This window comes from Clostridium sp. BL-8, from assembly GCF_002006495.1.
In the GTDB taxonomy this organism is placed as follows: Bacteria; Bacillota; Clostridia; order Clostridiales; family Clostridiaceae; genus Clostridium.
Window position 1 is genome coordinate 31,888 of the sequence record NZ_LZZL01000036.1, and the last position, 24,816, is coordinate 56,703.

30 protein-coding genes are annotated in these 24,816 nt (G+C 30.3%); 7 read left to right on the top strand and 23 right to left on the bottom strand.

What is annotated here, in order from left to right; genetic code table 11:
* Positions 1–5 precede the first annotated feature (5 nt).
* Both rfbC and rfbA read right to left on the bottom strand, forming a co-directional pair.
* Complete coding sequence (gene rfbC / locus CLOBL_RS13625) at positions 6–596, bottom strand: dTDP-4-dehydrorhamnose 3,5-epimerase (protein WP_009169246.1); 591 nt, start codon at positions 594–596, stop codon at positions 6–8.
* Between the two features lie 31 nt (positions 597–627).
* On the bottom strand, positions 628–1,497 hold the full coding sequence (gene rfbA / locus CLOBL_RS13630) for a glucose-1-phosphate thymidylyltransferase RfbA (protein WP_077859542.1): 870 nt from the start codon (positions 1,495–1,497) through the stop codon (positions 628–630).
* 220 nt (positions 1,498–1,717) lie between these two features.
* Here rfbA and CLOBL_RS13635 point away from each other — a divergent pair, with 220 nt between their 5' ends.
* Positions 1,718–2,263, top strand: a complete 546-nt coding sequence (locus CLOBL_RS13635) for an NADH peroxidase (protein WP_077859543.1) — start codon at positions 1,718–1,720, stop codon at positions 2,261–2,263.
* Positions 2,264–2,305: 42 nt separating this feature from the next.
* Entirely contained in the window at positions 2,306–2,626 is a 321-nt protein-coding gene (locus tag CLOBL_RS13640) for a DUF1540 domain-containing protein (RefSeq protein ID WP_077859544.1), read from the top strand.
* 96 nt (positions 2,627–2,722) lie between these two features.
* Here the strand turns inward: CLOBL_RS13640 and gvpJ are convergent, their stop codons facing one another.
* The 21 genes from gvpJ to CLOBL_RS13745 all read right to left on the bottom strand — a co-directional run bounded on the left by gvpJ (position 2,723) and on the right by CLOBL_RS13745 (position 19,318).
* Positions 2,723–3,814: a gas vesicle protein GvpJ gene (gvpJ, locus tag CLOBL_RS13645; RefSeq protein WP_077859545.1), complete on the bottom strand. Its 1,092-nt coding sequence runs from the start codon at positions 3,812–3,814 to the stop codon at positions 2,723–2,725.
* Positions 3,777–4,160, bottom strand: coding sequence for a hypothetical protein (locus tag CLOBL_RS13650; protein ID WP_077859546.1), 384 nt, complete (start codon positions 4,158–4,160; stop codon positions 3,777–3,779). Before CLOBL_RS13650 ends, gvpJ begins: the two co-directional genes overlap by 38 nt.
* Positions 4,157–5,359 (bottom strand): GvpL/GvpF family gas vesicle protein, encoded by a 1,203-nt coding sequence (locus CLOBL_RS13655; protein ID WP_077859547.1) that lies wholly within the window; start codon positions 5,357–5,359, stop codon positions 4,157–4,159. The genes CLOBL_RS13650 and CLOBL_RS13655 overlap by 4 nt, the downstream gene beginning before the upstream one ends.
* 27 nt (positions 5,360–5,386) lie before the next feature.
* Positions 5,387–5,698: a gas vesicle protein K gene (locus CLOBL_RS13660; RefSeq protein ID WP_077859548.1), complete on the bottom strand. Its 312-nt coding sequence runs from the start codon at positions 5,696–5,698 to the stop codon at positions 5,387–5,389.
* A gap of 72 nt (positions 5,699–5,770) precedes the next feature.
* Positions 5,771–6,247, bottom strand: a complete 477-nt coding sequence (locus CLOBL_RS13665; protein ID WP_077859549.1) for a hypothetical protein — start codon at positions 6,245–6,247, stop codon at positions 5,771–5,773.
* A 67-nt stretch (positions 6,248–6,314) separates the two neighbouring features.
* Positions 6,315–6,698, bottom strand: coding sequence for a gas vesicle protein (locus CLOBL_RS13670; RefSeq protein WP_077859550.1), 384 nt, complete (start codon positions 6,696–6,698; stop codon positions 6,315–6,317).
* A gap of 66 nt (positions 6,699–6,764) precedes the next feature.
* Positions 6,765–6,989, bottom strand: a complete 225-nt coding sequence (locus CLOBL_RS13675; protein ID WP_009169236.1) for a gas vesicle protein GvpG — start codon at positions 6,987–6,989, stop codon at positions 6,765–6,767.
* Between the two features lie 224 nt (positions 6,990–7,213).
* Positions 7,214–7,960 (bottom strand): GvpL/GvpF family gas vesicle protein, encoded by a 747-nt coding sequence (locus CLOBL_RS13680; RefSeq protein WP_077859551.1) that lies wholly within the window; start codon positions 7,958–7,960, stop codon positions 7,214–7,216.
* Positions 7,961–7,964: 4 nt separating this feature from the next.
* Positions 7,965–10,085 carry a CDC48 family AAA ATPase gene (locus CLOBL_RS13685; RefSeq protein ID WP_077859552.1) on the bottom strand — a complete coding sequence of 707 codons (2,121 nt, stop codon included), beginning with the start codon at positions 10,083–10,085 and terminating at the stop codon, positions 7,965–7,967.
* A 57-nt stretch (positions 10,086–10,142) separates the two neighbouring features.
* A complete protein-coding gene (locus tag CLOBL_RS13690; protein ID WP_077859553.1) occupies positions 10,143–10,655 on the bottom strand; it encodes an Hsp20 family protein in 513 nt (170 codons plus the stop codon).
* 93 nt (positions 10,656–10,748) lie between these two features.
* Positions 10,749–11,015 (bottom strand): hypothetical protein, encoded by a 267-nt coding sequence (locus CLOBL_RS13695; RefSeq protein ID WP_077859554.1) that lies wholly within the window; start codon positions 11,013–11,015, stop codon positions 10,749–10,751.
* An 85-nt stretch (positions 11,016–11,100) separates the two neighbouring features.
* Positions 11,101–11,316, bottom strand: coding sequence for a gas vesicle structural protein GvpA (gene gvpA / locus CLOBL_RS13700; protein ID WP_009169231.1), 216 nt, complete (start codon positions 11,314–11,316; stop codon positions 11,101–11,103).
* A 100-nt stretch (positions 11,317–11,416) separates the two neighbouring features.
* On the bottom strand, positions 11,417–12,331 hold the full coding sequence (gvpN, locus tag CLOBL_RS13705; RefSeq protein WP_009169230.1) for a gas vesicle protein GvpN: 915 nt from the start codon (positions 12,329–12,331) through the stop codon (positions 11,417–11,419).
* A gap of 254 nt (positions 12,332–12,585) precedes the next feature.
* Complete coding sequence (gene gvpA / locus CLOBL_RS13710) at positions 12,586–12,807, bottom strand: gas vesicle structural protein GvpA (RefSeq protein WP_009169229.1); 222 nt, start codon at positions 12,805–12,807, stop codon at positions 12,586–12,588.
* A gap of 419 nt (positions 12,808–13,226) precedes the next feature.
* On the bottom strand, positions 13,227–13,451 hold the full coding sequence (gvpA, locus tag CLOBL_RS13715; protein ID WP_009169228.1) for a gas vesicle structural protein GvpA: 225 nt from the start codon (positions 13,449–13,451) through the stop codon (positions 13,227–13,229).
* A gap of 310 nt (positions 13,452–13,761) precedes the next feature.
* A complete protein-coding gene (locus CLOBL_RS13720; RefSeq protein WP_077859555.1) occupies positions 13,762–14,235 on the bottom strand; it encodes a Yae1 family protein in 474 nt (157 codons plus the stop codon).
* Positions 14,236–14,401: 166 nt separating this feature from the next.
* Positions 14,402–14,893: an HD domain-containing protein gene (locus tag CLOBL_RS13725; RefSeq protein WP_077859556.1), complete on the bottom strand. Its 492-nt coding sequence runs from the start codon at positions 14,891–14,893 to the stop codon at positions 14,402–14,404.
* Between the two features lie 142 nt (positions 14,894–15,035).
* A complete protein-coding gene (locus CLOBL_RS13730) occupies positions 15,036–16,511 on the bottom strand; it encodes a hypothetical protein (protein ID WP_077859557.1) in 1,476 nt (491 codons plus the stop codon).
* Positions 16,512–16,918: 407 nt separating this feature from the next.
* Positions 16,919–17,341: a hypothetical protein gene (locus CLOBL_RS13735; RefSeq protein ID WP_009169225.1), complete on the bottom strand. Its 423-nt coding sequence runs from the start codon at positions 17,339–17,341 to the stop codon at positions 16,919–16,921.
* Between the two features lie 140 nt (positions 17,342–17,481).
* Positions 17,482–17,763 carry a DUF3343 domain-containing protein gene (locus CLOBL_RS13740; protein WP_242953840.1) on the bottom strand — a complete coding sequence of 94 codons (282 nt, stop codon included), beginning with the start codon at positions 17,761–17,763 and terminating at the stop codon, positions 17,482–17,484.
* 73 nt (positions 17,764–17,836) lie between these two features.
* Entirely contained in the window at positions 17,837–19,318 is a 1,482-nt protein-coding gene (locus tag CLOBL_RS13745) for a hypothetical protein (protein ID WP_077859558.1), read from the bottom strand.
* A gap of 180 nt (positions 19,319–19,498) precedes the next feature.
* Here CLOBL_RS13745 and CLOBL_RS13750 point away from each other — a divergent pair, with 180 nt between their 5' ends.
* From CLOBL_RS13750 to CLOBL_RS13770, 5 genes are all read left to right on the top strand, one after another.
* A complete protein-coding gene (locus CLOBL_RS13750; RefSeq protein ID WP_077859559.1) occupies positions 19,499–20,260 on the top strand; it encodes a hypothetical protein in 762 nt (253 codons plus the stop codon).
* A 228-nt stretch (positions 20,261–20,488) separates the two neighbouring features.
* Positions 20,489–21,007, top strand: coding sequence for a DUF4489 domain-containing protein (locus tag CLOBL_RS13755; RefSeq protein ID WP_077859560.1), 519 nt, complete (start codon positions 20,489–20,491; stop codon positions 21,005–21,007).
* 177 nt (positions 21,008–21,184) lie between these two features.
* Complete coding sequence (locus CLOBL_RS13760) at positions 21,185–22,243, top strand: glycosyltransferase (protein ID WP_077859561.1); 1,059 nt, start codon at positions 21,185–21,187, stop codon at positions 22,241–22,243.
* Positions 22,244–22,383: 140 nt separating this feature from the next.
* Positions 22,384–23,784 (top strand): glycosyltransferase, encoded by a 1,401-nt coding sequence (locus CLOBL_RS13765; RefSeq protein WP_077859562.1) that lies wholly within the window; start codon positions 22,384–22,386, stop codon positions 23,782–23,784.
* A 224-nt stretch (positions 23,785–24,008) separates the two neighbouring features.
* Positions 24,009–24,816 (top strand): DNRLRE domain-containing protein (locus CLOBL_RS13770; protein WP_143323868.1); only part of this gene is annotated, 808 nt, incomplete at its 3' end.

Below are 24,816 nucleotides of genomic sequence, written 5' to 3' on the forward strand. Positions count from 1 at the left end.
TTTAATTACACCTCTTTAGTAAATATATTATAATCTGGATATTTACTTAGGTCTACTTCACTTAATCTTTGATTTGCTTTATCTTTTTCAGATAAAATTATATTTTCTACCTTATCTATAGGCCACTTTATATTTATATCAGAATCATTCCATATTATCCCTTCCTCATATTCTGGTGCATAAAAATTTGTACACTTATAATTAAATATAGCCTCATCAGATAAGACTAAAAATCCATGAGCAAAACCTTCTGGAATATAAAACTGTTTCTTGTTTTCCTCACTTAAAATAATTCCTGTCCATTTTCCATAAGTTTTAGAATCATTTCTCAAATCTACTGCAACATCAAAAACTTCTCCTTTAGTGACTCTTAGAAGTTTTCCTTGGCTATACCTCTTTTGAAAATGAAGTCCTCTTAAAACTCCCTTAGTAGATTTAGATTCATTATCTTGAACAAAATTCATATTAAGCCCAGCTTTTTCAAAATGTTTCTTATTATATATTTCCATGAAATATCCTCTGTTATCATAAAAAATCCTAGGTTCTATTATATATACTCCACTTATTTCTGTTTCATAAAAATTAAAATTCCCCATTTCTTCACCTCTAACTTCATTTCTAGAACTCTTAAAATTCTTCCACCACTTCCATCAAATATTTTCCATATCCAGTTTTTATTAATGATTTAGCAATTTCCATAACTTTTTCAGATGTTATCCATCCTTTTCTATAAGCAATTTCCTCAAGACACGCTACATATATTCCCTGAGTATTTTGAATAGCTTCAACAAAATTAGAAGCTTGAAGCATAGATGCATGTGTTCCAGTATCAAGCCAAGCCATTCCTCTTCCAAGCAATTCAACTTTTAATGTTCCTTCATCCATATAAGCTTTATTTAAATCTGTTATTTCTAGTTCTCCCCTTGCTGACGGCTTTAACATTTTAGCCTTTTTAATTACTGAATTATCATAAAAATAAAGTCCTGGAACTGCATATTTGGATTTCGGCTTTTCTGGTTTTTCTTCTAAAGAAATAACCTTACCACTATCATCAAATTCAACAACGCCAAACGCTTTAGGATTTTGAACATAATATCCAAATATATATGCCCCTTTCTCTAGGCTTGCAGCCCTCTTCAAATGCTCCGAAAAACTTTGCCCATAAAAAATATTATCCCCAAGCACCATTGCAACGTTGTCATTGCCTATAAACTTTTCTCCTATAATAAATGCTTCAGCAAGACCACTCGGACTTTCTTGAACAGCATATTCTATATTTAATCCAAATTCTTTTCCATCCTTAAATAACTCCTTAAAGCTGTCAATATCTCTAGGAGTTGAGATAATTAAAATATCTTTAATATCAGAAAGCATTAATACTGACATTGGATAATAGATCATAGGCTTATCATAAACCGGTATCATTTGCTTTGATATTGCTTTTGTTGCTGGATAAAGGCGGGTTCCAGAGCCACCTGCTAAAATAATTCCTCTCATTTTTTAATCCCCCATTGTATCTTAATCAGCTATGCTAATTAAAATAATTTTGTTTATTAATTATGCTATGAAAAAGTCCATTATATAGTTACTTTCTAAGTTCATAAAAAATTAAATAAACACTAATAATTTGATTTCAAATGGTAATACTAATTTAAGGTTATATAATGACCAGAATAAAATCCTAAAAATACAATAATGGTTTATGGAGGAATTTTAAATGAAGAGATTTATTTGTACTGTGTGTGGATATATCCATGAAGGTGATAAACCACCAGAAATTTGCCCAATATGCAAGGCTGGTGCTGACAAATTTAAAGAAATGACTGATGAATTAAATTTTGCTGACGAGCATAGAATTGGAGTTGCAAATGGCGTCAGCGATGAGTTGTTAGAAGGATTAAGAGCTAATTTTACTGGAGAATGCACTGAAGTTGGTATGTATTTGGCAATGTCTCGTCAAGCTGACCGTGAAGGTTACCCTGAAGTAGCTGAAGCTTACAAAAGAATTGCCTACGAAGAAGCTGATCATGCTTCCAAATTTGCAGAAATCTTAGGTGAAGTTGTAGCCCCTGATACTAAGTCTAATTTGAGTGCTAGAGTTGAAGCTGAATATGGAGCCTGTGAAGGTAAGAAGAAACTTGCGACATTAGCCAAAGAAAATAATTTAGATGCAATACATGACACAGTTCATGAAATGTGTAAGGATGAAGCAAGACATGGAAAAGCTTTTAAAGGCTTACTTGATAGATATTTTAGCAAGTAATATTATAACTAAATTAAACTTATATTAAGGAGTGTGTTTTTTATGGAAAAAATCAGTTGTGATGTAACCAATTGTTCACATAATAAATCTGGCCTATGTTATTCAAATAGAGTTGATATTGGTGGAATGTCTGCAAGTACAGAACGAGGAACCTGTTGCGGATCATTCTTAAATGAAGCCCATTACAGCAATTTAACTGATAATACAAATTCAAGTGGTCAATGTGATTCTTTAACCTGTAATGTTCAAAGTTGTACTCATAACTACAATAAACTTTGCGAATTAAGCTCTATAAGCGTATCCGGTTATGGCTCTCAATTATATTCCGAAACAAGATGTTCCAGCTTTGATTCTAAAAAATAATTTACCTCATATTAAAAGCTGAAAGCTATATATCTAGCTTTCAGCATTAGAAATTCTTCAATTTCTATATAATATTGTATAGAAATTGAAAAATTATTAAAGTCTTGCTTTATTAATTCTATGACTTACCCATCCACATCGTGGGCATCCTTCTTTTAACAGCCTATCTCTATTTGCTTTTTTGCCACATCTAGGACAAGTTTCGATATTTTGTGGTGATTCATATTCCTTTACTTGCTCATCAAGAATTTTTTTCCACTTTCCTATAAGCTCATCATTACCCGAGAAGCATGCCACCTTATTTTTATCTTTATCTCGATATAATATAAAAATAGATTTTTCCCCTACTAATGTATTTCCTAAAGCACCACCTTCTATGGTCACATTAATAATTTTATCTGTCTGAAGATCAAAAAGCATTTTTTTATCAAACTCATACCACCAGCACAGCCTTTTATCGGTGAGATACAAGTGACCTGCTTTCCACTGATTTTCAACTTTCTCATTAACTTTCTCAGACATCAAATACCATAATTTATCATCATCAATTAAATTTTCTTCTTTCTGCAAGTACTCTCCAATTGGTTCTTTTTTATCTGGAACAGCAATATTATTCTCCAAAATAATTCCCTTTGTTTTTAATGCGTTTTCTATTGCTTCTTTTAGTTTTTCAACATCATTTGAGTGCAAAGGCATTACCTCATCTTCCTTTAACAAAAGATAAATTTCCTTTCTGTCTATACCTGTATAATGTGGTTTCTCTTTGATGTCGATTGCCTTTATATCTTCATAATTTGTTTGAAATAAAATTTCAGCTGGTAGTTTTCTAAACATAAACAATCTTTTGTTCGTAATATATATGGTTCCAGGTCTCCAGCATTCATATATTCCCTTACTATACCAATGGGTTCCAAATGCAGAAAAAATAACATATTCATCAGCTGTTAGAGGAGGGGCAGATTCTCGTTCTTCTTTTGCAGCTATAGCACGTTGAGCTTCATCCCAGTCTTTCATAATTCCATATTGAAGCATTGTTTCTATACCAGCTAAGGCAAGCTTTAGATTTACACCAAGTAATGGTATTCCTGATACAGATATGATTATGTCTGTATCCAATAAAATACCTTTATCAAGAATTCTATCTAGTAAGTCAGTAAGTGTTGTTTGCGGACTCCGAGTCGGCTCCATTAAAAATTCCCCTCTCTGCTATGGATAGTGTCATACTATCCTTAATTGCACTGCTCCATGTTTTAGGTTTTCCTAAAGCTATAAATGCCCGCTTATTTCCTTGTTCATCTTCAAAGTCTATACATAGCTGCCTTATCCTTATTCCTAGAATCCATACCCTCTTCTCAATTCCAAGTTTTATTATGTTATTTAGATTAATTTCAAGTGTTTTCTTAGCTACATTATTGAAAACTATACGTTTGCTGGTAAGAAAAAAATAACCTTGCCTCCAAGAATCTCTTACCCACAATGAACCTTGTGACCATAAGATAATTTTTTCATTTTTCTCTAAGTCAATTTTATTCATTCTTCTCCCCTTTTTTCCGGTGTAACAAAACTAAAAGGTGCCCATGGCCCACTAAATCTTATTGATACACCATCTTTATGTTCTATTTTTTCAAGCTCTTCCCCTAATTTTGCGACCTTATCTGTTCTAACCAAACAAGATAAATTCATAATCATCTGTTTGTTTCCTTCAACTTTTTTAGTCTTTCCTATTACAATATCTTCTGTGCATGCCTTCACCATGCTATAAAATTCTTTAAAATATAAATCAGCTGTTTCCTCAATCTTTTCTTTAACTAAATCTTTGAGCTGTTCCCTCTCCATATAGGCTATTCCCTGAGGCATCGCATCTATTTCTTTCTTTTTTCTTATAAGCTCTTCATTTGTTTCTAAAAGTTTTGTACTTAAACTTTCTGTGTCAATCATTACTTGAACTCCATATTCTCTTTTATTCTTAAGTTTAATTATTTTTTGATGAAAATCATCGTAATTTTCATCTATCCATACTTTTAATTCTTCTCTAGAACTTCTTCCACTTTTTCCTTCAATAATCATATCAAAGCCCATAGGAAGTACTACTCCATACTTTTCCCATATAGCATCTAAAACTTCCTGCTGAGTAAAGAGCCAATTTTTTACTACCTCATTGTCCTCTGATTGATATGGTTCTGGTAAACATCTATGGACTGCTATGCACATATCTCTATAAGGTATAGTGTACACCTCAGCCTTATCAAGTCCTATTTCTCCGAAGTTTTCTGGTTCTCCTTTATCTGCTATCCCATAAACATATAAAGCTGTTTTTTCATCATTAACTTCATCTTCTAGAATACTTTCATTTATAGGCACATTATTCTCTGCCACTTCAATATGTTTAAATTCTATCGGCGCTTTAACTTCTTCCTCGTGTTTTTTATTTTCAGTATCCTCTGGTTGTTCCTTATTGAACTTATTAATTTTTTTATCTGCCTTTTTTATAGAATTTTGTACAACCTCAAATTTATTCTCTAAATTTGCCAGCTTTCCTAAGACATCCATTTTATCAATTTTTCTCTTTTTTTTTGTGTTATTACCCGAAACCATATCTAATGCTAAAATCATAAGTTGAATTTTACTGTCATCCACCTCAACATCCAATGCATCAAACACCTTTTGTATATTTATCTCATTTATTTCCTTTCCAAGTTCCTGTAATATCAAAGCTATATAAATATACTCCATAATTTCTCCTGCCTTTTTTCTAATATTTTAGTCAACTTCATCTTCCCATCTCTCTGGATTAATAAGTCTATCTACAACACTATCAACAATTTCGTCTAATCCATCTCTTACACCTTTAACAGATTCAGTAATTCCCTGTTCTTCTTTTATTTCCTCAATTGCTATGTCTAATTCCATAAGTGCACTTCCTAGTCTTTCTATTTCCTCTTCAGTTAAAATTCCACTTTTAATTCTTGCTCGAGCTTGGTGCTTTAAAGCATCTCTAATTATTTCGAGCAAGGCCATTATTAATCCTAATAATCCATGTTTTAAATTATCCTCGTTTATATCAAGCGCCATATCTTTCCTCTTTCCATTGTTTAAATTTTCTAAGTTTACGGTGATGCATGAAATGCCAGTATCTCAATATGTCTAGTGACTTTTTTGAGATACCTTATCCAATCGAATGCTTAATATACCATTGCGTTGTTCTATCTTCGCCGTATCTTCAAGTACTTGTATAGATGGAGATATATCAAAAACAACAACTATTTGGTCACCTTCATCGAAAACATCTGCTAATGGTTCATTTCTCCCCACTTCTAATAACTCTTCATCTTCTGGATAATCTAATAACCACCAGCTGAAGAGTACTTTTTCACCCGTAAGACGATCTATTTTTGACTCGTTAAATTCAAGTATTGGTTTTCCTAATATTTCCTGTGCAGAAGCATTTATTATTTCTTTTAAAATATATAAAACCTCCATATCAGTAGAAGCATCTATAAGCTTAACTAATTTGGAGAGTTTACAATGTTTATGCCATCTAAGATACCATAATATTTTTCTACTTTTTTCATCTAAAGAATCCATAAAAAACTTTGCACTTTTTTTTGATTGTTCTTCCATATTACTCTCCTTTTCATTTCATATGGTATTGACATTCATAAAAGATATTGTTCTTATGCCATTTCCATCAGTTTGAAGCTGGAATCATTGCTTTTTGCTTTTCTTCTAAACTTCTCTTTGCTTTTGCACTAACCCATCCACACCATGGACAGCATTCATCAAGTAACTCTTCTTTGTTTACTTCTTTACCGCATTGAGGACATGTTTCTATTCCGGCTTGCGTCTCTTTCCATGCAGCTGTTTCTGTATTAGTACCCGATGGAAATTCAAGCCCATATTTCGCTGCAGTAGCAAATGAAGCAAGAGCTGCTCTTACTTTAACACCTAATAATTCTACTCCTGCTACAGACACAGTTATATCTGCATTAATCACTAATCCTTTATCTAAAAGTCTATCAATTACATCTACCAAACTTCCTCTTTCATTTTTGTCTCGACTCGCCTCTATCATATTATCGCTTCCTTTTTTAAATCTCACAGTATCTATATTCAACTACTTTACTAAATATTACACTTTCTAATCTACTATTTGATTCTCTCTTTTATATTCCCTTATTTCTCTTAATATATTGAGTAATTCTCCTTCTATCTTTTCATATGTTTCTTCATCTATTTCGCCACTATCCAGCTTTTCATATAGTTCATTAAGCATTTCCTTGTATTTGCCTTCATCTAACATTTCTTTTTCGCCCTCTTTATATATAACATCAAACACATCTATTATCCTGTTAAAAAACCACATATGCTTTCCTCCATAATTACTATTTAAAGCAATATAACTTATATTAAATTGTATTTTTTAAGACTTTAAAAACAAAAAACAAGCTATGCTCATAGCAAACTATTAGCATAACTTGTTGACACAATATGGCGTAAAATAGGTAAATAATTTTATCTGCTTTTTTATTAACCCAGAAAACAATACTAAATATTCTCGCTTTTTTACTTCAACATATTAAAGTTATCCTAACTCATATTAATGCTTATATCAACAAAATTATATGGTGGCCACGGTCCTGTATAATTAAAAAGTAGCTTATCCTTATATTGATCTGCCAAAGCCTCAACTTTTTTATCAAAATCATCTTCCATAGATTTATTGATTAAAAAATAAGAAATAAGTACAGTCTTAATAGGAAGTTTGTCCTTAATATTACTGTTTACACTTAATTTTTTTAAAGGCTCAAAAATGCTATCATTATACTCTTTACGTTTTGAGAATATTGACTCTTGAACTAATCTTCCTAATTGTATCTTTTCGTTTAATACTTTATTTTCATCTTTTCCATCAACAATCTTCTTTAATTTTTTTATTTCCTCGGTTTCTATATCATCATTAAAATAATCATTACTCCATTTTATCGTAAGTCCAACTTCCATTTTATCCTTAAAAAACTCTAAGTGTTCTTGGAATTTATTATAATTACTACTTATAATATCTTCTACATCTTTTTTGGTATTCCCAACTGTTCCAAAAGCAACCGGAAGAATAGTATACTCTTTCATAACTCTAATTATAATCTCTTCATAAGCCAATATATTCTTTCTAGTTGGATCATAATCAATTATTGGAACTTCACTTACAACCGCAGATATTTCTTTATATGGAATTGTATAAACAGGTGCATTTAAATTCCCCAGTTTTGAATTTCCAAAACTCACCTTTTCCTTTTCTTTAATAAAGCAATAGATATACTTTCCAAATGTCGCCATTTGATCACCTACTTTTGATTATATTTTTAAAATGTACATATTTAATAACCGCTGGTTTTTCATTCGAATCATCAGTTTCAACATTATATATATAATCTGCTAAAGCTTCTAAAGCCGCTTTCTGGCATACTTCCATTATATCCGCACCCGTAAAACCATCAGTGGCCTCTGCAAGTTCAAACAAATTCACATCATCAGCAATTGGCTTTCCCTTTAAATGAATTTTAAGTATTTCTATTCTTTCCTCAAGAGTTGGTTCTTTGAACTCTAAAGTCATCCCAAATCTTCCAGGTCTTAATAATGCCGGATCAATTATATCTAGTCTGTTTGTGGCTCCTAATATTAAAACACCGTTTAAGTCTTCTACTCCATCTATTTCTGTTAGCATTTGACAAAGCATTCTTTCAGTAGCACTTCCATCTGAGACTCTGCCTCTTGCTGGCACAATAGAATCTATCTCATCAAAAAAAATGACACAAGGAGCTGCTTGTTTTGCCTTTTTAAAAATCTCTCTTAAGCCTTTTTCTGATTCGCCTACCCACTTTGATAAGAGTTCAGGACCTTTTACTGAAATAAAATTGGCGTTATTCAAAGATGCAATAGCCTTTGCCATAAGCGTTTTTCCAGTACCAGGTAGTCCATGAAAAATAATTCCCTTAGGAGCTCTGCATCCAAATTTCTTATATAGCTCTTCATATTGAGTTGGCCATACAATTGATCTGGTTATTTCATCCTTTATATTCTGTAAGCCCCCTATATCATCAAAGCTTACATTTGGTATATCTACAAAAACTTCTCTTATTGCTGAAGGCTCAATATCTTGAAGAGATTTATAGAAGTCATCCATAGTTACTTTTAAAGTTGAAATCTTATCATATGGTATATTAGAAGTAGAAAAGTCTATTTGAGGGAAAAATTTTCTAAGGGCTGTCATAGCTGCTTCCCTGCATAAAGCCTGCAAATCAGCGCCAACGAATCCATGAGTTAATTCTGCTAGTTTATCTAATTCAACGGTTTCACTAAGTGGCATATCTCTAGTATGAACGCTTAAAATCTTCAATCTGCTATTTTTATCTGGTATACCAACTTCAATTTCCCTATCAAATCTTCCTGGCCTTCTAAGCGCCGGATCAATTGAATTAGGTAGATTTGTAGCTCCAATTACTATTACTTGTCCTCTATCTTTAAGTCCATCCATTAGTGCTAAAAGCTGTGCTACTATTCTTTTCTCCACATCACCATTCGAGTTTTCTCTCTTAGGAGAAATGGCATCTATTTCATCTAAGAAAATGATACTTGGTGCGTTATTACTTGCATTTTCAAATATTTCTCTAAGCTTTGCTTCACTTTCACCATAGTATTTATTCACAATTTCTGGACCATTTACATGAATGAAAAATACATTAGTCTCATTGGCTACTGCTCTCGCAATCAACGTCTTTCCTGTCCCAGGTGCTCCATATAAAAGCACTCCTCTAGGTGCTTCTATGCCAAGCCTGTCAAAAACTTCTGGATATTTTAATGGAAGTTCTATCATTTCTCTAATCTTTTCTATCTGAGATTCAAGTCCACCTATATCTTCATAAGAAACACCATTTTCTTTCCTAATTATCCCTTCTTTTTTGACTTTAAGAATTGTAGCTTCATTTATTGTTACTGCCCCTTCAGGTTCTGTAGATATTACGGTATAATCCTGATACGAATAGCCTAACAGTTTAACACGCAAAGTGTTTCCTTTAAATACAGGTATTCCTTCCATAGCATTTTTTATATGTTTTAAATCTTCATTATTTAATGTATTAGACTTCTTACTAATAGAGCTAAGTTCAATTACATTTGCATTTTTAGAGCTAACGAGCTCTATATCAATATTTTCATCAACTCCAACACCTGCATTCTTCCTTAGTATGCCGTCCATTTGCACTAAGCCTTGTCCTTTATATTGCTGATGAATTGGCAATACTCTTGCAACTGCTATATTTTTTCCTGTTAATTTTACTATATCTCCTATAGCTGCCCCAATTTTAATAATATCCTTAGGATCAATCCTGACTATTGCCTTTCCAACATCCTTTACTAATGCTTCTGCAACTTTCAACGTATACTTATTTTCATTATCAGACATACATACACCTCTTTATATTGTCCATATTAAAAAAACTCTAAATCCCAAGTAACTACATTACTTAATTTCAGATGTCTTATTTATGATTATTGAATATATTGAATTATTTAGCTGTGATGTGATACTTTCTGTTATAGGTACAAAAGATAGTTTTACATTTTTAATATAAATATTATTATTAACTTCTGCCTCGATTTTTAATATGTTGCTTTCAACTTCAATTTTTATATCTTCTTCACTAACTCCTGGTAATTCCATTACTATTAATACTCTTTCCTCTTCATCAAATACATCTGTTGCAGGCTCTATAATTTTTTCCTTATTATAACTATCTTTCATTTTATTGAATGAGTTAATATCTTTTATTCCCTTAAAATTTTCTCCTCCTATTTTAATATTAACTCCATAATTTGCAGTAACTTTTTTACTTTTTTCAGGATCATTTAATGCACCCTTTATGTCAACTTCACTTTCTTCATTTTCTAGCATGTCACCTACTATATTTATCAATTTATCTAGTCCTCTAAATATAGACCCCAACCCTATATTGTCATCATCCTGCTTCTTCATATCAATACCCCACCCTCTAAACAATTTTAGTTAATGACTCATATTTATTTATAATGCAGCTACCATTTATATTTTTAAATCATGACAGCATTTTTACATAAATCCGTTATTTTCCATAGCTCTCTTTTGTGTAGAAACGACCTCATATCCTACTATCTCTTGTTTATCATCTAAATAAACGTTATATATTTCTACCATATCCCCGATACCTTTTCTAGTAGTATATTCAGGATCAATTTGCACCTCACATATACTTTTCCAATTTTCCCCGTCCTTTACCACGCCAAGAATTCTACATTTTTCGTCTAATACTTCCTCAAAGAACTTATTTACAGAATTAATAATTGATACCATTAACATAAATTTGTCTCCTTTATAAATTAATTTTAAGGTTAGGCTGAACAAATCCAGCTTAACCCCATTTAAAAACATCTTTATAATTCAATTAGATTTCAGCAGCTACTAAATCGCCTTTAAGTAATCCAACAGCATCGGCATAAACTAACCAAGTATGAACACTTGCTATTACTACTCTTGCTTCTATGGCTAATAATTCTATACCAACCAAAGATACTCTTGCCCAAATATCAATAACTATCCCTTTATCCAATATTCTATCAATTACCTCTGCAAGACTTGAACTGTCTATTGCTTTTTTCATTATATAATTCCTCCTTGTATAATTTATATTTCCAAATATAAAATGAATTTCATGCTCTATTGATATCTTATTTATATATCTTGAATTTAATTACACTTTTTTAAATATTAAAAGCGTTATTTATAGCCTTATCAATCAATAAATTATATTTTTCTTTTTCTAAGGCATTTATACCTAACATACTGCTTGATGAATTATATACATCCCTACAGACTTTTCTAAATTTTTCATTGTTAGGATTAAGCTCCAAATCCATTCTTTTTACAATTTTTGCAAGCATTATGCTGCCTCTTATTGATAGCCAATTTTTCTCTTTAATACTATTTCTTATATATCTTGTTATATTAGTTATTATTCTTGCGTTATGCTCACTAATTCCAGATTTATAAGCTATGATTAATCGTTCAGTATTAATATCCATATCATTGATATCTATGGTAATCATTCTATCTATAAGCGCATTTGCTGACTTGTATACGCCCGCATATTCTTCCGGATTACTTGTAAAAATCATTCTAAAGTTAGGATTAATTTTTAAATAAGTATTTTCAGATGAGTATTTTGGTATATCTATCATTTGCTCCTCTAATACTGATAGGAGAACATTATTTACTTCTGGTTTTGCCCTTGTAAATTCATCATAAATAACTGTATATCCATCTTTACATGCAGTAGCTAATCTTCCATCTGTCCATACTTTCTTTGCTTCTTCTTTACGCTTATAAACCGAACTAATGTAATTATCTACGATTAATGATCTTCTAGTTCCAAAGTATCCTCCAATTAAATCAAGATTACTAAAATCCTCGCTTCCACACATAAATACTATTGGTCGTCCTATTTTTTGAGCAATATGAAAAGCAAGCGCGGTTTTACCTACACCTGCAGCACCTCTTAAGTGAACCGGAAATCCTGTTTCTAGATAGTTACTGACTCTATCGGTTAGCTCTTTTATATATTGTGTTTCAACATAGCTTTCATTTAAATCAATGTCAAAATACTTAGGCTCTTCCATGTCAACCTCCCTGTCTTAATGATATTACTCCAATACCAGAAACAAAAAATAATAAATAGTATTCTTTGTTTCTGATAAGTATATAGCTTTCACTCACAATCCTAATCATTAAATATTTTCATTTGCAATATAGATTAAAATATACCAATCTAATTTATTTATTCATTATTTTTTGAAAGTTTCTCATATTTATAGTATGAGATCTCTGCATCAGGTGTAATTTAAAGCTTAATCTGACGCAAAGAATTTGTTACTTATGCAAGAGCTTCTTCTTCATAATGATGTGGTTTCAATAAGCCTACAGCATCAGCATAAACTAGCCAAGTATGAACGCTTGCTATTACTACTCTTGCTTCTATAGCTAATAATTCTATACCAACTAAAGATACTCTTGCCCAAACATCAATAACTATTCCTTTATCCAATATTCTATCGATTACCTCTGCAAGACTTGAACTATCTATTGCCTTTTTCATTATTCATTTCCTCCCAATTAATAATTCTTTAGATAAATACGACTTATCTATATAATAAATAATATTCAATAAATTTCTATCTGTTCCAAAATATTTTATAAATTATAATATATAGAAAAATCTCTACTTACCCACATTGTATATAATATAAAAAATTAAAGAATTTGTTACTCCTTAAAAAGACTTTAGTAGTTAAATTATATATTCATCACTCACTTTTAAAGAACGTTTACAATTATATTGATTTTCGATATTTTAATACATATAATAACTCCTATATACTTTAAATAACGCTTTTTATTAAAGATTATATTAAGAAATATATTCCTATATAAACAAAAGTTCTTTGCATTAGGCTATGACTTTATCTTTTTCCTAATGCAAAGAATCCATTACTTATAGTTTGTAGCTATTTCCAATTAGATAACTGCAAGTTCATCTTCATGATGATTAGGTTTTAATAAGCCTACAGCATCAGCATAGCATAACCAAGTACGAACACTAGCTATTACTACTCTTGCTTCTACAGCTAATAATTCTATTCCTACTAATGATACTCTTGCCCAGACGTCAATAACTATACCTTTCTCAAGTATTCTATCAATTACTTCTGCAAGACTCGAACTGTCTATTGCTTTTTTCATTATAAAGCCCTCCTAAAAATAATTCTTTAGATAAATTTTACTCATCTATATAATAAATAATATTCAAAAACTTATAATTTGTTACTAAGATTTCAGTAATCTATTAGGCTTACACCGATTCTTTACAAATATTTAATCTTAATAACTAACTTTATAATAATAAAACTTTTCTCACTAAAACAGGAGATAGAATTTGCAATCTGCCTATACTATCTCCATTTATAATTATTTCAATTTTCCTATAACAATAATAAATACATATTAACTAATATTTTATTATCAGTTTATTGTTCAGTAAATTGAAGTTTTTCTATTTCTCTATGCAGCATAATACTTTCTCTTTACATAACTTATATCCATCTTTTTTACCTTTTTCATAACCTATTTCGATTCCTTCTTTTTTACCTTTTTCATAGCCTATTTGGAATCCTTCTTTTTTGCCTTTCTCAAATCCTATTTCAATACCCTCTTTTTTACCTTTCTCAAAGCCTTTTTCAAAACCTATCTCGATTCCTTCTTTTTTACCTTTTTCAAAACCTATCTCAAAGCCTTCTTTTTTGCCCTTTTCAAAACCTATCTCAAAGCCTTCTTTTTTGCCCTTTTCAAGGCCTTTCAAGAATCCTGCTTTTTCTCCTTCTTCAAATCCTTCTAAACGTCCTTTTTTGAAACCTTCTTCATAAGCTTTTTTACAAGGATCTTCTGGTGGACATTTTTTTTCATGATAAGATTCAAATTTCTCTTCATATCCTACAAATTTATCATTAAAATCTCCATAGTTACCCATAACTTTTTTCCTCCTGATTAATTGTTAAATTAGTGCTTCCTAATTAATATATTATGCCGCTTTACTTAATTTGTTACAAACGTAAAAAAAATTCCAAAACATTCTCTCATGGTACTATAAGAAAATATTTGGAATTAAAATAATCATTCTCTACATAATTTTATTTTTATAAGTATAAATTAATTAAAAATTCTGTTCCTGCTTTTGTTTTAAAATATTTTTCTTTAATACTTTCAATTTGAGAAATTTTAATCTCATCTTCATAAATATTAACTAAAAAATCTGCTTCAATTAATATTTGATAATCAACTCCATCAATTTTTCCATATGTGTGATGATGCCCTATTAAATAACATACTCTATCTATAAAAGCTTCATCAAAATTATATTTTAAAAGCATTTCTTTTGCTACTGGCGGCCCTTCAATCTCTTGGTAATTTCCAGCAGAAGAATTATATTTTTCTTCGCTAAGTTTTATGCCTATATCATGCATGACAGCAGCAACTTCTAAAATATTTTGAGTCTTTTCATCCAGCTTTTCTAATTCTCCAATAGATTTAGCAAAAGAAAATACCTTTAAAAAATGATTTACTCTTCTTGGATCCTTTGCATAATATTTTATCATTTCACTTATAATTAAACTAACGTTTTCCTTCATAAATTTTTTAGTGAGGTTTTATAAAAAATTTCCTCAACTAAATTCACCTTCTCTCCTTATTTAATATTTATTTATATAATTATACAACATTAATAAAATAAAATCGAAGATGACTTTGGAACCGGGGATTTTTTATTATGCCTTATATTTTATCTTCATTATTAAAGTTATTACAATTTTCACAAGATGGAATAAACAGTATTTCGTCTACAATAGCTCTTGTTGAAATTAACACACTAATATCAAATCGTAAGCTTCTATTGATCAAAACTGGCGTATTTATTAGCCTGGTAAAGGAATCCATTACAAATTGTACTCCTTGCTGCTCAGCATAAGCTGGTATATATAATGTAGCTTTCTCAGTTCCTTCGACTCTTCCTCCAGTAACATACCTCTGTTCTTGTTCATCTTTATACCAAACATCATACGGAATATAAAAGTCATATTCTAATGTTGAATATTCTCTATCTGTTACTTTTACATTCTTTTTTTCACTTACAATTACACATTTTTTAAATATAACTTCTTCTATTTTGATGAGCCCTTCACCTTCAGGATATAATTTAATTGTTACTTCAGAAAAAACCACCTTTTCCTTGTATGTTGATAAAACCTTCTTTGCAAGTATTGTTATTCTATTTTCCTGCGAATACTTATCCTCTGGATTCATTATTGTAAAAGATTCCTTTTTAACTTGAATATCGTTTTGAATTACTATTCCAATATTATATGGAACATTATTATCTTTTCCTAAAGTAAAAGTATCTAGAATAGCATTGCTTGATATATCAATCTTATCAATTACGCCCTTTCCTTCATCATTGCGGCTAGTTACAAACAATATTTTTCTATCTGGAGATAATCTGAATTTCTGTAACTTAGATAACGTGGTTTTTATCACCTTTACACATTCTTTTTTTACTATATCTATAACTTCAATTCTATGTAATCCAATATTTAATGCATATAATATATTTCCTTTCTGTTCTAAAGCAGCTATAACTGATCCCTTTTCTAAATATATATTTGAGATTTTTTCACTTGCAATATCTAATATAAAAATTTTTTCTTTATCTCTTCCTTTATTAGCAATATAAATATGTTTCTCATTTTCATCTATGAGAATACAACTAGGCGAATTCCCAATGTTCTTATATATTCTAATCAACTTAAAATCTGCTGTATCATAAACCTTTATTTCATTCTGTAAAACATCAAGCACAAATAATCTTTTTTTATTTTTATCCAGCATCAAGCTGTCTGCCGCAGTAAATCCTTTTAATGCTGTTACCTTATTACCATTTTCCAAACTGTAAATACATATTTCTTCTGTGTTACATACATAAATTTTCTGAGCGATGGAATCTACTTGAATAGTGCCATTGTTAGGCATATTCCATGTTCTATTAGAATCGTATGAACTATCTATAAATGTCACCTTATTATTTCTATCACTAGCTATATAAACATTATTTTGTTCATCTACAATGATATTTTGAGGTCTTGGACCAATTTCAATTTCTTTTATGATGCGATAACCATCATCATCAACAATAGATACCATACCTTTTTCTACACTTGACACATAATAAATTACTTTCTCTCTTCTATCAACCACAGACTTGCCATCACCCTACTCATTGCTTAAATATATTCAAAAATCCTTAAGGCTATCCACCATGAAGACAATATTACTTCTTATCTCTATAAAGGTGTTCTTTTTCTAATGCTATTGCCATGTCATTTTCTCTATATATCTCATATTAAAAGATATGCTTTTCCTATAATTATTATTCAATAAAAGATGAAAAAATCATAATCTAACAGAAAGAACTAAACTATGTAATATATTAAAATTAAGTAGTAAAAAAGTGCATGGAATTATATATTTACATGCACTTTCATTTTTAGCATTTACATAAACAGTAATTGTAAAATATCATTTATCATACAAATTCACAAATATAATTTTTCAATAAAATTTTACACAAACTACTTTAGAAAATATACAAATTTAAAATTTAATTACTCTTCATATTCATAATAACAATCAGCTATTGGCAAGCGTATTCTCTCTGTTCCTGAAGATATTTGAATAAGTGGTATATATAATAGCTTAATATTAGTTTCATTCTCTTCATACATATACTCACCATATGGTCCTTGTGGCCTATGGTGGTGGTGTCTATGCTTTCCATGTTCTTTTACTGACGAAGTTCTATCATTTTTTTCACTTACTTCATAATCATCCTCATACTTAGCTATTATTTCAAGGGCAAGCTCTCTTGGAGTTCCAAATTTTTCAATAACCGCATTAACATCTCTATACTCATCTGAACGTGAAATACGTCTAATAAGATCATTTTCTATTTTGATTTTATCAACATCATCGGCATCAATCTGTAACATTACATCATCAACATACTTCAATATTCTTTGATTTATCATATGATTCCCTCCAGTTCAATATATACGCTATATTTTAAGTTGTCCCAATACATATTATGTTATTACTCTTCAAATAGTTCGTAATTAATTAAGTTTCATATTTTTTACTTAATATATGCAAAACTTTAGTTAATCTTACCTTATTCAACTAATTCATAGGTTTCGTTTTTCCCTTCCTTTATAATTTTAAAGGTCGCAGTTTGAATGATATTGTTTCTTTCTAATTCTTTTTGAACAATTTCTATATCTGCTCCTCTAAATTTTATTGCCTGTGTACAACTAATATTAATTTTATTAGGAGCATTAACCAGCTTTACCTTAATCTTTCTAGCAATTAGGCGTTCATACATATACATTGCCCTATGATGAGATGTAAATGTCATTATATAATCATATTCCTCTGCTTCCATATCTATATACATTCCTTTCCCTTTGCTCAAAACACAAAATGCAATAATATATTATCACATTTTGGTCTTGAACTAATTATTAGATTTAATTAGGCTTCTTTTTTAATAATCGTTCCATGATAGTTTGATTTCTTTCAAATTCAAGTTCTTTGAACAATCGCTTATTTTCCTCACTCATCTTCTCAACTTCTCGCTTAATTAATATATTTTCCTCCGTACATTTTTTTAACTCATTTTCAATATTAGCTTTGCTCTTTTTTTCTTCTATTAACTGATTGCTGGTACTTTCCAATTCCTTTTTAATATTCTGCTGCAACTCCAGAAATACCTTATAATTTTCGTCTGCCTTTCGTTTTTGTTCTAATACCCTAGCAAATCTTTCTTCATATTCTTCCATAGATCTTTGCTTTTTTCTTAACTGTATATTTAAAGATTCAATTTTATTTTCTAAACTTTTCTTCTCTAATCTTACTCGCGATAATTCAAGCTTTAATTTCTGAAGTGCTTCATTACCTATATCTTCATTTTTTCTATTTCTCTCATATTTTAATACTCCACTTGTATTTGCTATAAGCTGACTTGGAATATATAAATAGAAATCTGGCTCATCAGTACCATATACTTTCATTGCCCTAATTGATTTATACTCAGCAGAATAAGTGAAGCAATTATATTGTTTTACTGGGAGCTCACTTTCCCTATTAACCAAAAATGGACTGCTCCATTTTTCATCCTCAAAGCTTGCACAAAATATTTTATCTTCTTCTAACCAGCAACAATATAATTTGCTACTTTTAATAAGTAATATTGGTTCATGCAATTCTTTGCTGCTTTCATAAACTCTAAACTCTTGAATCTCTCCATTTATGTCTATGCGTACATGATCAAAAAAATATATTGAATCTTCCCTAAATTTATTTAGTACATGAATATTTTGTTTATCTACCAGCACTTCAAATCCAATATCTTCTCCTTGAATGCCATAGAGTCTTTTTGCTTCTGACCAGGTATTATTCTCATAGCTACTATAATTTAATGATGATTCATCTCCCTCATCTGTAACAAAGAATATTTCAAGATTCATATCTTCATTTATATTTATTGTATAATGATCCCTTATACTATGTGTGAGGATAATGTCATATAATGTATTATTTTTTATTTCCTTCCCATTCCATGTACAATGCATTAATACCCCGTGATCGCTGCCATCATTGCTTACTAATAAATAAAAAATATGCATATCAGCCCCAATAATTTTAATCTTAAGATTTTGTATTTCAACTTCATATTTTTCTATTTCATATAATGTCTTTCCTACCCACTGTTTATCCTGCATTGTACAGTATTTTAACTCTCCATTTATGTTCGTATATACTATATGGATTGTCTCATCCTCTTCAACATGAACAGCAAACTCTAGTACATCCTTATCAATCAAAGTATCTTTTGTCCATTTTCCTTCCCCATACATAATGCTATAATTTAATTCTTTATTGTCATTTTGAAAAAAGCTCCATATATTATCTCTATAATCAACATATATCCAAGGATATACACTACTCATCTTCATTACCTCCCTCATAAAATTATATTATTAGAGAAAATTTATTATTCATCTAATAATATAAAAAATTGTCATAAACTTTCTTTTTATTTTCACCACTTTAATATTCTCACATATAATGCATTGTAAGTATTAAATAAACTTACATCCCTATAATTTTTAGAGAGGAGGAGAATTTATATGCCCGTTAACCTAAAAAAATTTTCTCCACGTCCGGGTCTTGTAAATAAACAGGGACGTTTACCTGATCCGTCTGAATTAGTTTGTATTGAAGTACCTAAGATTTTTGATCAATGTTTAATAAAAAGATGTCTTGTATACGGCGAAGGTCCTGATACTAATACAACAGATTCAGAATTAAGAAGTAACCCATTGACAGATCCAAAAAGATATATTGGTAGTAGAGATTTTAATTTAACATTGCTCTCTGTGGATAAGATTCCACTCCAGGGAAAACCTGGTTTCAAAAAAATAGTTATTTCTTATAGGATTTCTTTCTATGCCGACTATATTGACGCTAATGGTGTAAACAAGAGTGAATTATATGAAATTAATAGAATAGACGTAATTGGGAAATTCTATTGTCCTGATTCTATTGCTCAAATTTCAGCTAGTTTCACACCTGTTCAGGACGCACAAGATTTGGATTCTAATATAATAAAACTTGAAATGGTTGCTGATGCCTTAGATGGCGAATTACTAGAAGATGAAAGCGGGAACGATGTTTTAGATATAACCTTGGGATACTATATTGTCGTAAAGTGTGAGCTTATTGTGCAACTCCTTATTCCTGCTTATGATTATTGTCCAGTTCCAAAAGAGCCATGTGAGGAAGAACCTGAGGAAGATCCATGTGAGAGATTTGAAAGAGCTCCAATTCCTAAGTTCTATCCAGATCAAAACTTAGAACCACTATTCTCAGACAATGATGATAATGATTAGAATTTTTTATAGTCGATAAATAGTATAATTCTATAGAAAATTAGTAATTAAAAAATTATATCAACACTATCTTGCATTTTGCGGTATTTTGTAATAAAACTACGTATTATTATCATCACCGTTCTACCATGAAACTCATATATTATAACTATAAAAAGGCTAGATATTTAAATTACAAATATAAGTAATTTGAAATTAAAATTTCTTTAATAAAGGAGGATTTCGTTTATGAATTCAATGTCAAAATATCATGATGAAGGCTGCAGAAAAGACCCTTGTCAACATGAAGATTGCAAAAAGGAAAATTGCCCAACAATAATAAAATGTAGTCAACCTGGCTCAGTAACAATCCCAGCAGCTACAGTTTTGGGAACAGCTTTTCCTCTTACTTCACTTACTATAAATACTTCTTGCTTAAAGGACCCTTGTATAAAGCTAGAATTTTCAAGTAATCTTATTGCTACAGTTGCTTTTACAGGAACTTTAAACTTTCAAGTATTTAAACAATGTAGAGGTCAATTTACTCCAGTTCCTATTGGACCTTCATCCCAATTTAACTTAGTAGCATTACTAACTTCGCAAACATTCTCTTTCTTTGTTTGTGATTGTGGTTCTTGTTCTTGTGATGATTGCTGCACCTATACAGTAACTGCAACTGTTACTAGTGCAGTTACTGTTGGTACTTTAAGTATTAATAATGCAACTTTAGGCGCAATAGCAGCTTGTGGAACAAGTTCATGCTGCTAATAACAATACAAAAAACAGATTAACACTTTAGATTTTGCTATAATTTAATACTAAATTAATATTCTAAACTTTGCAAAATCTAGAATTAAAAATAATTTAAACTCGAGGTTACTAACCTTGAGTTTTTCTATTACATATAAAAATAAATATACTATTTAACTAGTACTGGAGGTAACTATGAAAAAACATTTTACTTTATATTGGCCTGGTCTACAGAATTTTCATCTTACGAAGGATGTTGGCTTAATTCCTTATGTTTTTCAAAAACATTTAAATTATGAAGTTTCTATTTTATGTGATAAAAACGAAGAGCATTATGACGAATCATTAACCAAAGACATTAATCTTAATTTTATGGACGATGAAAATTCAGTCACCGCATTATTGAAAAAAACTGATATACTCATGTTTATTGGTCTATATGATTTCAACTTAAATATGATGGAAAGATTTCGCTCAATCAACCCTAATGGAAAAATCTACTTAAAATTAGACTTAAATAGATATTGGTTAAGCAGAATAACTTTTAATGAGCGTATGATTAACTTATTAAATAATAATATTATGGTTTCTGTAGAATCCAAAAATCTCAAAAAAATAATTGATGACACCTGGCCCATAAAAGTAGAGCATATACCTAATGGCTTTTATGATTTCTTTAATAGTTCTCTGATAAAATATAGCGATAAAGATAATATCATATTAACAGTTGGCAGATTAGGTGTTTATGAAAAAGCTACTGAAATTTTAATGGAAGCCTTTAAAATAGCTTCTGAAAAACTTCCTGACTGGAAACTAAAATTAGTAGGTCCAATAGAACCAGGTTTTGATAAATATATTGACAATTACTTATATCATTACTACCCTCACCTACAAAGTAAAGTTGTCTTTGCAGGGCCTATTTATGATAGAAAATTGCTTATGAAGGAATATGAAAAATCGAAAGTATTTTGCTTAACATCAAGGGTTGAAGCCTTTGCCCAAGTATTCGGAGAAGCAGCCTTTAATGGAAATTATATTATATCTTCTGATGTAGATGGAGCATTAGATATTACAGTTGATAAAAAATATGGAGATATTTTTCCTATAAATAATTTTGAAGCTCTCGGAGGAAAGCTCATCTCAATTTGCTCTAATGAAGAAATTCTTAAACAAGTATGTAATGATATTCAAATTAATACACGAAATAATTTTGATTGGATAAAAATCTGTGAAAAAATAAATTCCTTTTTTTAAGATAAGAGAACGCTATCAATATTTGCACGCTTTTAGTTGACTTTCATAAAATACAATAGAACAGCAATATACTATTTTAAGTGTAGCTGTTTATAAACAATCACTTACCATATTAAGCTATTACAGGAGATATTAAATTAATGTTTCAAAATAGGAAAACTTCAATAATAATACTAACTTATAACAATCTTAATTATAATCGTATATGCCTTGAGAGTATAAGAAAATATACAACTTCTGGCACCTATGAAATAATTATTGTGGATAACAATTCTAGTGATGGAACTAGAGAATGGCTTAAACAACAAACTGATATCAAACTTATTTTAAATGATGAAAATTTAGGCTTTCCAAAAGGCTGTAATCTTGGAATAGATATTGCTGAAAAAGATAATGATATTTTAGTTTTAAACAACGATACAAAGGTTACACCAAGATGGCTTGATAACCTCAAAATCTGTCTATATAGTGACGAAAAAATTGGAGCCGCTGCATCCATTACTAATAATTGTTCCAATTACCAAGCAATAAATATTCCTTATACAGATATAGAAAATATGATTGATTTTGCAGATAAGAACAACATTTCTAATAGTGAAAAATGGGAACAAAAATCCAGACTAGTTGCCTTCTGCATGTTAATTAAAAGAGAGGTTATTAACAAAATTGGGACTTTTGACGAAAGGTTTACCCCTGGTAATTTTGAAGATGACGATTTGTGCATGAGAATTATAGAAGCTGGCTATAAACTTATGGTTTGTAATGATAGTTTCATACACCACTTCGGCAGCACCTCCTTTAAAGAAAATTATACAAAATTCAGTAACATTTTAAAAACAAATGCTCATAAATTTGAAGCAAAATGGGGTTTTAATTCCAACTCTCAAAGTCTATTAAAATTTGATATTATAAGTCGTATAAACGAACCAAGAGAAAAAAAATTAAATATTCTCGAATTTAACTGTGGCCTTGGTTCTACGCTGCTTAAATTAAAATATATGCATCCTAACTCAATGCTATATGGACTTGAACCAAATAAAAATATAGCCAGAATATGTGAGAAAATAATAGAAACAACAACTGAGGATTTTGAGGAAAACTATACAATGAACTTTAAAGAAAGTAAACTAGGTTTTTTCGACTATATAATTATTGGAAATAAGCTTCAATTTAGTAAAGACCCGTGGAAATTGCTAACTGAGTTAAAAAAGTTTTTAAAACCCACTGGATATATAATAGCTACAATACCAAATCTAATGCATTATTCAGTTATAAAAGGTTTATTAAAAGGAAGCTTTATGTATAACAATGATTCCATATTAAATCCTCATTACACTAAATTTTTCACCTTACCAGATATACAGAAAATATTCGAAGAATGTGGTTATATAAATCCATATATATTCCATTATTCTAAAGAAATATCTCAAGAAGATGACATTTTTTTAGATCAAATCTGTGATATTATTGGAAGTAATATGAAAGGCTTTTTTATGTCCTATCAGTATGTAGCCAAGTTCCAGAATAATAATTCCATCTAAATACTACTAATAACCTAGCTAACCTAAGTCATATAAATGCATGACTTAGGTTTCTCTATTTTTCATTCATCTTTTCTTTAAATAAAAACCAATGTAAGGTATTATCACATTATGTGATTATTTATTATGCTGTGTCACTTCTAATTATTTTACATATATTATATTAGCCAATTATATAATGGTTAAATTATTCGAAAGAAGAAGAAAATGAAGGAGATGATACAATGGCTAGCGTAATTCTTAATCCCACCGCAGATGCATATATATCATTGTTAAATCCCAACACAAACTTCGGATTTTCAAGTCTTCTATTTACAGGAAGATTTGTTCAGCCTAATGACTTATTCAGAAGTTTATTAAAATTCGATTTAACTAGTTCTGTTCCACCTGGAAGTGCTATAACAAACGCTTCCTTAAATTTATTCGTTTTTAGAAAGGATCTACCTGATGCTGTTCTTTCTCCACAAACTGTCAGCGTATTTACAAATGCAAGCGACTTTTCTGAAAGTACAGTTACATGGAATAATGCACCGGCAATAAATCCGACAATTTATTCTATAAATGTAACTGATGCAGATGTCGGTAGGTATATAAGTATTGATATAACTAATTTAGTAATAGATTGGGCAAACAACCCAGCAACAAATTTTGGTGTAACATTAACTGGTATTGAAAATGTAATTGATACAATTATAGGTTACTTCTCAAAAGAGTGGGCAGTTGAAACACAAAGACCATTCCTTAGCATAGAATTCTCATCTGGAGGAACTGGCTCTACTGGTGCAACCGGACCTACTGGTCCTACTGGCCCTACTGGCCCTACCGGCCCTACCGGACCTACTGGTGCCACTGGCCCTACTGGTGATACTGGACCTGCAGGAAATACTGGCAGCGCAGTTACTGGTGCTACTGGGATAACAGGTCCTACTGGTGATACTGGTGTTACAGGTCCTACCGGTGATACTGGCGTTACTGGCCCTACTGGTGCTACTGGCGTTACAGGTCCTACTGGTGATACTGGCGTTACAGGTC